At 54.8% G+C, this 11,209-nt stretch carries 10 protein-coding genes and 1 tRNA gene; 4 read left to right on the forward strand and 7 right to left on the reverse strand.

The window, feature by feature from the left end; all coding sequences use genetic code 11:
- Positions 1 to 71: 71 nt before the first annotated feature.
- The 4 genes from ACFQUU_RS19325 to ACFQUU_RS19340 form a co-directional block, all read right to left on the reverse strand.
- Positions 72 to 596: a phosphatidylglycerophosphatase A gene (locus ACFQUU_RS19325; RefSeq protein WP_382249747.1), complete on the reverse strand. Its 525-nt coding sequence runs from the start codon at positions 594 to 596 to the stop codon at positions 72 to 74.
- Positions 593 to 1,564: a thiamine-phosphate kinase gene (thiL, locus tag ACFQUU_RS19330; protein ID WP_382249763.1), complete on the reverse strand. Its 972-nt coding sequence runs from the start codon at positions 1,562 to 1,564 to the stop codon at positions 593 to 595. The genes ACFQUU_RS19325 and thiL overlap by 4 nt, the downstream gene beginning before the upstream one ends.
- A gap of 391 nt (positions 1,565 to 1,955) precedes the next feature.
- Positions 1,956 to 2,120 carry a rubredoxin gene (locus tag ACFQUU_RS19335; protein ID WP_057289673.1) on the reverse strand — a complete coding sequence of 55 codons (165 nt, stop codon included), beginning with the start codon at positions 2,118 to 2,120 and terminating at the stop codon, positions 1,956 to 1,958.
- 79 nt (positions 2,121 to 2,199) lie between these two features.
- Positions 2,200 to 2,676 carry a rubrerythrin family protein gene (locus ACFQUU_RS19340; protein WP_382249748.1) on the reverse strand — a complete coding sequence of 159 codons (477 nt, stop codon included), beginning with the start codon at positions 2,674 to 2,676 and terminating at the stop codon, positions 2,200 to 2,202.
- Positions 2,677 to 2,917: 241 nt separating this feature from the next.
- Here ACFQUU_RS19340 and ACFQUU_RS19345 point away from each other — a divergent pair, with 241 nt between their 5' ends.
- A complete protein-coding gene (locus tag ACFQUU_RS19345) occupies positions 2,918 to 5,230 on the forward strand; it encodes an NADP-dependent malic enzyme (protein ID WP_382249749.1) in 2,313 nt (770 codons plus the stop codon).
- A gap of 193 nt (positions 5,231 to 5,423) precedes the next feature.
- On the opposite strand, the gene ACFQUU_RS19350 is transcribed toward ACFQUU_RS19345, so the two are convergent.
- Positions 5,424 to 6,353: a 5'-nucleotidase gene (locus tag ACFQUU_RS19350; RefSeq protein WP_382249750.1), complete on the reverse strand. Its 930-nt coding sequence runs from the start codon at positions 6,351 to 6,353 to the stop codon at positions 5,424 to 5,426.
- A gap of 285 nt (positions 6,354 to 6,638) precedes the next feature.
- Positions 6,639 to 6,725: transfer RNA gene (locus ACFQUU_RS19355), tRNA-Leu, on the reverse strand.
- A 127-nt stretch (positions 6,726 to 6,852) separates the two neighbouring features.
- Between ACFQUU_RS19355 and ACFQUU_RS19360 the strand changes: the two genes are divergently transcribed.
- Positions 6,853 to 8,808 (forward strand): APC family permease, encoded by a 1,956-nt coding sequence (locus tag ACFQUU_RS19360; RefSeq protein WP_382249751.1) that lies wholly within the window; start codon positions 6,853 to 6,855, stop codon positions 8,806 to 8,808.
- A 458-nt stretch (positions 8,809 to 9,266) separates the two neighbouring features.
- Positions 9,267 to 9,527: a hypothetical protein gene (locus ACFQUU_RS19365; protein ID WP_382249752.1), complete on the forward strand. Its 261-nt coding sequence runs from the start codon at positions 9,267 to 9,269 to the stop codon at positions 9,525 to 9,527.
- A 280-nt stretch (positions 9,528 to 9,807) separates the two neighbouring features.
- On the opposite strand, the gene ACFQUU_RS19370 is transcribed toward ACFQUU_RS19365, so the two are convergent.
- A complete protein-coding gene (locus tag ACFQUU_RS19370; RefSeq protein WP_382249753.1) occupies positions 9,808 to 10,350 on the reverse strand; it encodes a hypothetical protein in 543 nt (180 codons plus the stop codon).
- 265 nt (positions 10,351 to 10,615) lie between these two features.
- Between ACFQUU_RS19370 and ACFQUU_RS19375 the strand changes: the two genes are divergently transcribed.
- A complete protein-coding gene (locus ACFQUU_RS19375) occupies positions 10,616 to 10,741 on the forward strand; it encodes a hypothetical protein (RefSeq protein ID WP_382249754.1) in 126 nt (41 codons plus the stop codon).
- Positions 10,742 to 11,209: the final 468 nt, after the last annotated feature.

Here is an 11,209-nt window from a genome sequence, read left to right on the forward strand (position 1 = left end):
GATTTTTTTGGATACTGCAAGTTCAGGCAACGCATTCAGACATCAAACAGGATCCCCGGCTGCGATCACAATCAAATTGTGCGCCAGACGGCGAACAGCAGCAGCGTATAAAACGCCGCCAGGATGTCATCCAACATCACCCCGAATCCTCCCTTGACATGCCGGTCGAAGTAACGGATCGGCGCTGGCTTCACCATGTCGAAAAAGCGGAACCAGAGGAAAGCCCAGACCTGGGTCGACAATGTCGCGGGCGCCAGCAGCAACATGACCAGCCAGAAGGCGATGATTTCATCCCAAACCATGCTGCCGTGATCGGCGATGCCCATGTCCTTTCCGGTTTTGCTGCATGCCCAGATCCCGATAACGAAGCCGACGACAATTGCCACTGTCCAGCCAGTCGCCGTAAATACAGTCGGCCACCTGGCGGACAACACATTAAATAGTAGCCAGCCAAGCAAGGTGCCGGTGGTGCCCGGCACGATGGGCGACAGTCCGCTGCCGAACCCCTGGGCCAGCACATGCGCCGGATGGGACAGCATGAAGCGGGCGGTCGGCTTGGTGATGTAGGCGGTGCGCCCGGATTCCAGTGGGGTCATGGCGAGGCGAAGTGGTCGAAGGAAGCAGCTTGCAATGTCAGCGCGGCGCCCTCGGCATCCACCAGTCGCAAGCCTGGTGTGGATTCGATACGCCCGACACGGGTGACCGCTATGTTTGCCAGGCGGCCCGCCGCAAGAACGGCATCGCGACACGCAGCGGGGGCGGTAAAACACAATTCGTAGTCATCTCCACCGGCCAGTGTGAAGCGCCGCCGCAGCTCAAGTGCCTGTCGGGCAAGCACAGGGCCTGGGGGAAGGAGGTCGACCGTTAACGTAGCGCCAACCGCCGATTTTTTCAGGATATGTCCCAGATCGCCGGCAAGTCCGTCGGAAATATCGATCGCCGCATGCGCGATGCCACGCAAGGCGGTGCCGAGTGCCGCGCGGGGTGTCGGGGTGTGCATCCGGGTTGCGGCCTGTTCCTGTGACGCTTGATCCAGCGGAATTTCATGACGGTATCCGGCCAGCGCAAGGCGGGCGTCACCGAGTGTTCCGGAAATCCAGATATCGTCGCCTTCACGGGCGGCATCCCGGCGTAGTGCCTGTCCGGGCGGTACTTCGCCGAATACCGTGATGCAGATATTCAACGGCCCTTTGGTGGTATCTCCACCAATCAGCTCGCATCCATGCTCATCGGCCAGTGCCAGCAAACCGGCAGAGAAAGGCTGCAGCCACGCCGGCTCGGCGGCGGGAAGGGAAAGCGCAAGGGTAAATGCCAGTGGCGTTGCTCCCATGGCAGCCAGGTCGGACAGATTGACGGCGAGGCACTTGTGACCAAGTTGGCGAGGTTCGGCGTCGGCAAAAAAATGCCGGCCTTCAACCAGCATGTCTGAGGAGATTGCCAGGTGCATGCCGGCCTTGGGCGTGATCAGTGCACAGTCGTCGCCGATGCCGAGTGCAACGGCGTCGGCCGGGCGACGCGAGGGGCGGGTGAAATACCGGGCAATAAGGTCGAATTCGGACAGCATCCCGGGATTGTACAGAAGGAATGGCGCCGAGGCTGGAATCGGGACGCTGCTGAAAACGTGGCGCAAAGCACTGCGCTGCATCGCTGCATCTATACGCTGGACGTCCCAATTCGAGCCGGGCTCACTCTGCAGGGCGCAGGCTCGCGGTCCCGAGTTCAGACAGCAAGCCCTTATGCATGCAAGTTCATCGGCAAACACGTAGCTTGTCAGTCCTGCCCCAAGAATGGTCACCCGGGCGGATGCACTGATGCGGTCGATTGCGTCACGAAATTGCTGATAATTCTCGACGTGGTTGAATGATCGCACGTCCCGGACGTCATTATCTTCAATCGCAAGACGTAGCGGCCGGACGCCGACCACAAGGACCAGCGGATGGCAAATCGTTGATGAATTAAATGGCGACCATGTCGAAGTCGGCTTTCGCCACGCCGCAATCCGGACATTCCCAGTCGGCGGGGATGTCATCCCATTTCGTGCCGGGAGCGATTCCTTCTTCGGGCAAGCCTGCCGCTTCGTCATAGATAAAGCCGCAAACGATACATTGATAGGTTTTCATGCAAGTCCTCTCTGATCCTGGGTTTGATTGATGATGTGATGCGACTATAAGTGCCGTCCAGGAGCCTCTGCTGGCTCCTTCACTCCGTAGTCGCGGCCAGCACCTTGCGATAATTGTTGGCATGGCGCTCTTCTACCTTTGCCAGTGCGGCAAAGCGCTTCGCAGCCATCTCCAGCGTACGGCGGAAAGCGTCGGCATGCTCCTTCGACTCCGCGATTTGCTCGTCGAATTCGGCCACGGCCGCTGCATTGCCTTCCTGGACCGCAAGGTGACGGAACTGCGGGTACATTTCGGTGTATTCATAGGTTTCGCCTTCGATTGCGATTTCAAGCGCCTTTGCCGGAGTGAGTTTTGCTTTCGGATACAGCAGGTCCAAGTGGCCGAAGGCGTGCATGACTTCCTGATCCGCGGTCTCTTCAAAAATCCTGGCCACGTCATCCGCACCGGCCTCGCGTGCCAGCTTGGCGAAGTAACGGTATTTGATGTGCGCCATCGACTCGCCCGCAAACGCGGCCTCGATGTTTTTCACGGTGACGGAATCCTGTTGCGCTGCCATGGTGTGCTCCTTTGTCTGCCTGATTTATAAAATGAATCAACTTGGGGTGAATCATAGTTTTATCCTTTTAATAAAGAAAATTGATTGTCTTTATTAATTCAATAGTTTTTGCGGTGCAGATAGGAAAACTCGTGATTCTGGTACCAAACGTCAACTTAACTAGGACAAATACGTATGATTTGTGACTATTCCCTCTGATAAAATCAGATGCTTTCCGCAAGCTAAAAAGGAAGGCCACATCATGGAATCATCGACGGATCAAAAAGAAGCGCTTCGCCAGCAATTACGGCAGGCAGCACTCGAGTACCATGAATTCCCGACCCCCGGAAAGATCAGTGTCACACCGACCAAGCAGCTGACCAACCAGCGCGATCTGGCACTGGCTTATTCTCCGGGTGTGGCCGCGGCTTGCGAAGAGATCGTCATCGATCCGGCCAACGCCTTCAAATACACTGCGCGCGGCAACCTCGTCGCGGTCATCACCAACGGCACTGCCGTGCTCGGCCTTGGCAATATCGGCCCGCTGGCCTCCAAGCCGGTCATGGAAGGCAAGGGCGTGCTGTTCAAGAAGTTCGCCGGCATCGATGTGTTTGATATTGAAATCAACGAGACCGACCCGGACAAGCTGTGCGACATCATCGCCGCGCTGGAACCTACCTTCGGCGGTGTCAACCTGGAAGACATCAAGGCGCCCGAGTGCTTCTACATCGAGCGCAAACTGCGTGACCGCATGAAGATTCCGGTCTTCCACGACGACCAGCATGGCACCGCCATCATCGTTGGTGCAGCCATCCTCAACGGCCTCAAGGTCGTCGGCAAGGAGATCAAGAATTGCAAACTCGTCGTATCCGGAGCCGGTGCCGCCGCGCTGGCCTGTCTCGACCTGATCGTTGATCTCGGCTTCCCGATCGAAAATATTTTCGTTACCGACCTTGCCGGCGTAGTCTATAAAGGCCGTACCGAACTGATGGATCCGGACAAGGAGCGTTTCGCGCAGGAGACCAGCGCACGTACATTGTCCGACGTGATCCCGGATGCCGATATTTTCCTCGGCCTGTCCGCCGGCGGTGTGCTGAAGCCGGAAATGGTCGCCAAAATGAAGGCGCATCCGCTGATTCTTGCCCTGGCCAACCCGACACCGGAAATCCTGCCCGAAGAAGTCAAGGCGGTGCGCAGCGATGCCATCATCGCGACCGGCCGTTCCGACTATCCCAACCAGGTCAACAACGTCCTGTGCTTCCCGTATATTTTCCGTGGCGCACTCGACTGCGGCGCGACCACTATTACGCGTGAAATGGAAATCGCGGTGGTGCATGCGATTGCCGACCTGGCGCAGGCCGAGCAATCCGATATCGTTGCCACCGCCTACGGCATCAGCAACCTGTCGTTTGGCCCGGAATACCTGATTCCCAAACCCTTCGATCCGCGCCTGATGATCAAGATCGCGCCGGCAGTTGCCAAGGCGGCGGAAGAGTCCGGTGTCGCTTCGCGTCCGATCCAGGACATGCAGGCCTATACCGACAGCCTGCAGCAATTCGTCTACCGCAGCGGCACCTTCATGAAGCCGATCTTCCAGATCGCGAAGAAGGCACCGGCAGCCCGCAAGCGCATCGTGTTTGCCGAAGGCGAAGAAGAGCGTGTACTGCGTGCAGTGCAGGTCGTGATCGACGAAAAGCTGGCACAGCCCATTCTCGTCGGCCGTCCCGCCGTGCTGGCGCAGCGCATCGAAAAGTTTGGCTTGCGCATGCGGCCGGAAGTGGATTTCGAAACGATCAATCCGGAATACGACGAGCGTTATCGTGAGTTCTGGCAGGAGTACCTTGCGATGACACGCCGCAAGGGTGTGACCGAGCAGTATGCGAAACTGGAAATGCGTCGCCGCCATACGCTGATCGGCGCAATGATGATCCACAAGGGCGCGGCCGATGGCATGATTTGCGGCACCTTCGGCACCACGGCGCTGCACCTGCATTATATTGACCAGGTGCTCGGAAAACGCGAAGGCGTCAATGTCTACGCCGCGATGAATGCGCTGATTCTGCCAGATCGCCAGGTTGCGATGGTAGACACGCACGTCAATGAAAACCCGAATGCCGAGCAGCTTGCCGAGATCACCATCCTGGCTGCGGAGGAAATGCGTCGTTTCGGATTGTTGCCGCGCGCCGCGCTGCTCTCGCATTCCAACTTCGGCACCAGCAACAGTGAATCGGCCCGCAAGATGCGTGCCGCGCTCGAAATCATCCGCGAACGTGCGCCGGAACTGGAAGTCGATGGTGAAATGCACGGTGACACCGCGCTGGACCCGGCTCTGCTGAAAACCATGATGCCGGATTCACCGCTCAAGCGTGACGCCAATCTGCTGGTGCTCCCGAACATCGACGCGGCCAACATTTCCTACAACCTGCTGAAAATCGCCGCTGGCAACGGCATCGCAATTGGCCCGATCCTGCTCGGTTGTGCCAAGCCGGTTCACGTGCTCACACCGTCGGCAACGGTTCGCCGTATCGTCAACATGACGGCGCTGTGCGTCATGGATGCCGTGGCCGAGCGTTAATCTGCGAGGCGCTCCAGAGCATCAGGAGCGCATAAAAGCAAGAGCGCATGTAAGAAGAAAGCCGTTCTTCCAAAAGGGAGAGCGGCTTTTCTATTTGGTTTTTTATTCAGGGCGGTACAAGTCGAAGGACGTAAACCCGCAGACGAGGCGAGATGCCGGCCCTCAGGTGATTCGGACGCAGCAGAAACCGGAACTACTGTTCGCTGCGCGTCTGCTCAAGCAGCTTCTTTAACGGAACGCGCCCAGTCTGCACCAGTGGCGCAGCACGATCGCAATGCGCGAGCTGATCATCAAAGAAAATATGCGGTTTGAATGCGGCCAGCACATCGGATTTCGCGACGCCACCCATGAAGAATGTTTCATCAATCGCGACATTCCAAGCACGCAGCGTCCTGATGACGCGTTCATGAGCGGGTGATGAACGTGCGGTGACCAGCGCAGTTCTGATGGGTCCGGAGCGGCCATCGGGTGATGTGAAATTATTCTGGATATACGACAGGGCCTTGAGCAAGCGCGCAAACGGACCTTCCGGCAAAGGCTTGAGCGCGTTCTCGCGTTCATGATCTTCAAAAGCCTCGATGCCTTGCGTCTGGTAAATCAGTTCCGATTCGTCCGAAAAAATCACCGCGTCGCCATCGAAGGCAATTCGGATCTGATCAAGTTCTTCGAACGCGTTTTCCGGTTTCTGATAGAGCAGGGCGGACGCCACACCTGAATTGATCGCAGCCTGCACGTCGTCCTCGTGCATCGACAAAAACAGGCTGACGTTGAATGCCCGTAAATAGGGTGCCAGCGGCGCCCCTCCGGACAATACAGCACGGGTGATGTCGAGATCGTAATGACGGATTGAATTAAAAATCCGCATCGACGTCTCAGACGAATTGCGTGACATGATGACGACTTCCACGAAACGCTGGTTATGCACCAGCATGTTCAGCTTAAGCAGCGCTCTGACAAGTGCAAAGCCCGAGCCAAGTTTCAGGATTTCATTCTCATGATCGATCTGATGTTTCCTGTAAGCTTCAAGCCCCTGCGTGCGAAAGATCGTTTCTTCCGCTTCCAGGTCAAATAATGCACGGGAAGAAATACCTACGACCAGCAGGTTATCGAGAGAAAAGGGCATGAATTTGACTGTGTGGGGCGTAACTGGGCTATGAGTGAAACCGCAAGTACTGGCGCTGTGCAACCGCCATCGACGCTAGTATAAACCGCCGGTTACCCGGTCTTGCATAGCCGCGGAAGCGAGTCATGGCGGCGCGAGAACTGATTATCTGCTTGCCAATACTCGTTTAAAGGATTGCTGCCCATTAAAGGCGAAAGGTTTGCACATTAAGAACAACAATGCACAAAAACACTTTCCAAAATAAAAAACGCACCTCTGAGGGTGCGTATTTATACTGCTTACGATTGGTGCCGAGAGCCGGAATCGAACCGGCACGCTGTCTCCAGCGCGGGATTTTGAGTCCCGTGCGTCTACCTATTCCGCCATCTCGGCAACGCGACCGCTATTATCGCCGATTTGCAGCAATCGAGCAACACGGATGCTGCCCGATTACATTGTCATACCGGAATCGAAAGGCGTATCATCGCCTACTTCCTGTTCATTACCTCGCATTATATTAATGAAGTCCGCTAAAATCCGCGAGATCGTCCTCGGCAAAGCATTAGACCCAATGAAAAGCGAGACCCGCCACTCGCTTGCCCTGGTCGCCTTCCTTGCCTGGGTTGGTCTGGGGGCGGACGGATTATCGTCGTCCGCATACGGACCAGAAGAAACCTTCCGGGCCCTTGGCGAGCATAGCCATCTTGGTCTTTACATGGCGCTCGCCACGGCCATCACGGTATTCATTATTGCGCTGGCGTACAACCAGGTGATTGAGTTGTTTCCGACAGGCGGTGGCGGTTACCGGGTCGCTTCCATCCTGGTCGGTCCGTATATGGGCCTTATTGCCGGCTGTGCGCTGATCCTCGACTATGTTCTCACCGTGGCCATCTCTGTCGCGGCTGGCGTGGAGGCGCTTGCATCGCTGTTGCCGCTCGGATTCCATCCCTACAAATTACCCGCCGAAGCTTTCTTCATCGGCCTGTTAATTATCCTTAACCTGCGCGGCATGAAGGAAGCCATCCGCATCCTGTTGCCGATCTTCCTCGGGTTTGTGATTACGCATTTTGCGCTGATCGTCTACGGCATATTCGCCCATGCGTCATATCTGCCGTCACTGATACCGAGCACCTTGTCGGAAACGACTTCACTGGCCAACAACATCGGCTGGATCAGCGTGGCCGGTATGCTGTTGCTGGCTTATTCTCAGGGCGGCGGAACATATACCGGTCTGGAAGCGGTATCAAACAACGTTAATATTCTTGCCGAACCGCGTGTGCACACCGGCAAGATGACCATGATCTACATGGCCTTATCGCTCGCTTTCACCGCCAGCGGCATCATCCTGCTTTATCTCTTGTGGGATGCCAAGCCGGTTGCAGGGCAGACGCTGAATGCATCGACCTTTCGCGCCATTATTGAAAGCCTCGGATTCAGCGCCTGGACCAATCAGATTGCCTTGACCCTGGTATTGGCGTTCGAGGCGGGTCTGCTGTTCGTTGCGGCGAATACCGGTTTCCTCGGTGGGCCGGCGGTGTTGTCGAATATGGCGGCAGACTCGTGGGTTCCGCACAAATTCCGTTACCTGTCGACTCGCCTTGTCACGCAAAACGGTATCCTCGTGATGGGCATCGCAGCGCTTGCGATCCTGTTCTGGACCGGCGGCAGCGTCACGCTGCTGGTCGTGCTGTATTCGGTATCGGTGTTCCTCACCTTCGCCATTTCGCTGTTCGGTCTATGCCTGTACTGGTGGCGCCACCGCGACCAGCAATACTGGATGCGCCGCCTGTTTTTGTCGCTGACAGGCTTTATTATCTGTGCCGGTATCCTATGCGTATTACTGGTTGAGAAGTTTACCAAAGGCGGTTGGGCGGCAGCGGTCATCATCGGCGCAATTGCGGCGCTATGCATCTATATCCGCAACCATTACCGCGATACCAAGAGCGCGATTCACCAGGTGGACCAGGTATTCGCCAACCAGCCATTCGGCAGCCATGTCGGTGCCATCGATCCGGATCCTGAGGCACAGACGGCAATCTTCATCGTCGGCTCATCGCGAGGCGGTGGCCTGCATGCGCTGCTCTGGGTGCAGCGCATGTTCCCAGGGCACTTCAAGAACTTCATTTTTGTGAATGCACGGACAGTGGACTCGCATGCTTATGGCGGAGAGGGTGCTGTCGAACATTTACGCGCCGAAGCGAATGCCACCCTCAAGTTCTTCGTCGATTTTTGTCACAGCCATAACATGGCGTCGGCAGCTTATCTGGGGTTCGGTACAGATGTGGTCGACGAAGTCACCAAGCTATGCGAGACCATCAACAAGGAATATCCAAATTCCATTTTCTTCACCAGCAAGCTGATCTTCGAACACGACAACTGGTTCACCCGCTTATTGCATAACCAGGCCGCACTGGCGATCCAGCGCCGACTGCATTTTGAGAGTTTGCAGATGGTGATTTTGCCGATGAAAGTCTAGAGCAGTTCAAGGACGTCCGAGGTCGGTGGACCGCAGTACCGAAAAGTTAGAGCTGTTATTGCGATATCAGCGTGTCTTGCCGCGCTTGATTGTGTCACAACTACCGCTCCGGCTGCTCAAGTGAGCGAACCACAGAAGCCCGCGAGAATCAGCCTTCGCGGGCCGAATTGCGGGCGCTATGAGTTTTCCGAACTTGACTCGATGAACACCAGTGAGCTTGAGGCCCTTTACTGTAGCTACTCCGCCGACTCCAAAGCAGTTGAGACCGCCACCGAGAAAGCGTTAGGAAAGCGCAGCGATCCAAGAACGAGGGTTGTGATTCTGGAAGAGCAAGTGAAGGGCTTAGAAAAGTGCGGCGCGGGAATGTCGAAAGTGCGCGATCTGGCTATACGGAAATACCCGCAAGCGACTATGGATTTCGCTCAGTTCACGAAGAAGACCCAACCCAGAGAGCTGCGATGGACTGCGCGCTCCTATTGAACGAAGCCTTCACCAAGGTGGAGCAACGCAAAATAACCAAGACAAAATTTAAATTTGATTGGCAGATCGCCGCGATTGCAGCATCTCGGAATGCGGACATTATTTATTCTGAAGACAGAGATCCTGAAAGATGCGCGGCCCGCGTCGGACTTAAGTTTCAGCGCCATTCTGCGCTTCCATTGCCGCCGTCAGCTCGTCAACAATCCCTGCCGCTATCAAGCGCAACAACAGAGACATAACGAGTATGCCCTGCGAAGGGTTTTTCACTTTTAAGCCGGCCTAGAGGCGGTTTTTGTTTTCAGCATTTTTCTTTGCTCGCTTGTGCAATGTCATGCCGCTGTAATGCTATTCGGATAATCTGACTGTATTCGAGCTTTTCCGAGTGAGCACTGCCTCAGAAGAATAAGCAGTTTGTACCGGGGCCGGCGGTATGCAAACATTCCGGCACCAATTCTCGAAACCCTCCCCTTGCGGAGGGTTTTTCATTTCTAAGTCAACAAACTCAGCCTGAATTGAAGCTTATTGAACGTAGAAAGGCGGGATGCCGTACGTATCGAGGCTGAACGTTCCATTGACGGGGACCGTAGGAGCTGTAAATTGCTGACTGCTGCAATTGCCATTTGGCATGCGCATTGAATTCACATCCATACTGACAGGGCTTTGCGCGTTAGAAAAATAGGCGATTGTTTGATTTCCTTGCGGGGCGACGCTAACAGTAAGTCTTGAACCTACTGCACTCATAATAAGATGCGCCTGTCCTGAGCAATCTGCGGAGGTATAAAACACATTAGAGTATTGCCAGGTAAATCCCGAGCTGATTGAGTATCCGCTTCCGTTGCTAATACTCCCTAGCATTAAGGGCAATACTGAGCCGTTATAGCTCACAAGCACCTGGTTGCCTACATAACGGCCAACCACTTTACCCGTACTGTCAACGAGCACAGGCACTGCTGAAGAAGTTCCACCGCCATTACCGTTGCCATTGCCGTTACCTCGGCTCTGCGCTAACGCTGTGCCGCTAACTATGGTTAAGCATACCGCTGCCAATATTGCTCTTTTCATCGGGCGCTCTCTTTCTAAGGGTGGTGTTCCAATTAAGTTAACCATTGTCACAGAGAGCTTATTGCCAATAGTACTCACCTACTTGATTTTTCATAAAGGTCAAAGGCAGTAACGGATTCAGCTGGCTCAGAGCCGGTTTTTCTATTGTTCGTAGCGCAAAATTGATATGCCTTGGGTGCCCGTTACGATAACGTCAATCGGTTTACCCTTATTGTGCATCGCAATATCGCCCCATATTATTCCGCATCATTTTGATGGAGGAATTATGTCGTTATACCAATACAACCTTGATACGGCCAAGCTTGATGGGGCTGAGAACAACGATCAGTGGCACGACACACCTGTGCATCTCGAAGAGTTGCCTACAGGCTTGATTGAAGACGAAGTTTAACTACTTCATGCATATGAATTTTGCCTTTGCAAGTTCAGCTAACCCTCCCTTTGCGGAGGGTTTTTGAAGTCGTGTTACCTGCCATTTGGCTGATTCTGTGAAGTAAGACTGGGATCGGCTGGCACAGGATCACTGATGTAGATCTTGCCAGCGCGTCCTGTCATAGCCATGCCGCAAGTTGGACATTCCACAGTCTCTGTCATGTCCTCGTCGACAAAAGAACAACTTATTTCAACAACTTCGAATTCCCGGTTACAACCAACGCACTCCATAGATACTATCGGCATTGCAGCTCCTTATCTCCGGCGACTGAGATAAGAGCAAAGTCATTATGTATGGTTCTGTGCGACACGTCGTCGCGATCACCACTCCGTGGGAACAGTAGAAATGGTGCAGCAACAAGCACCTTTGAAACGCCATCTAAACTGCAAGCCAATCGATAACTCTTTGATTCTTAGGAATTTTTAA

Origin of the sequence: Herbaspirillum sp. GCM10030257 (genome assembly GCF_042666555.1) — a bacterium.
Lineage (GTDB): Bacteria > Pseudomonadota > Gammaproteobacteria > Burkholderiales > Burkholderiaceae_D > Noviherbaspirillum.

Bases quoted from the DNA above. Each gene is read 5' to 3' on its own strand.
- ACFQUU_RS19325 (WP_382249747.1), bottom strand. From the start codon at position 596: ATGACCCCACTGGAATCCGGGCGCACCGCCTACATCACCAAGCCGACC.
- thiL (WP_382249763.1), bottom strand. From the start codon at position 1,564: ATGCTGTCCGAATTCGACCTTATTGCCCGGTATTTCACCCGCCCCTCG.
- ACFQUU_RS19335 (WP_057289673.1), bottom strand. From the start codon at position 2,120: ATGAAAACCTATCAATGTATCGTTTGCGGCTTTATCTATGACGAAGCG.
- ACFQUU_RS19340 (WP_382249748.1), bottom strand. From the start codon at position 2,676: ATGGCAGCGCAACAGGATTCCGTCACCGTGAAAAACATCGAGGCCGCG.
- ACFQUU_RS19345 (WP_382249749.1), top strand. From the start codon at position 2,918: ATGGAATCATCGACGGATCAAAAAGAAGCGCTTCGCCAGCAATTACGG.
- ACFQUU_RS19350 (WP_382249750.1), bottom strand. From the start codon at position 6,353: ATGCCCTTTTCTCTCGATAACCTGCTGGTCGTAGGTATTTCTTCCCGT.
- ACFQUU_RS19360 (WP_382249751.1), top strand. From the start codon at position 6,853: ATGAAGTCCGCTAAAATCCGCGAGATCGTCCTCGGCAAAGCATTAGAC.
- ACFQUU_RS19365 (WP_382249752.1), top strand. From the start codon at position 9,267: ATGGACTGCGCGCTCCTATTGAACGAAGCCTTCACCAAGGTGGAGCAA.
- ACFQUU_RS19370 (WP_382249753.1), bottom strand. From the start codon at position 10,350: ATGAAAAGAGCAATATTGGCAGCGGTATGCTTAACCATAGTTAGCGGC.
- ACFQUU_RS19375 (WP_382249754.1), top strand. From the start codon at position 10,616: ATGTCGTTATACCAATACAACCTTGATACGGCCAAGCTTGATGGGGCT.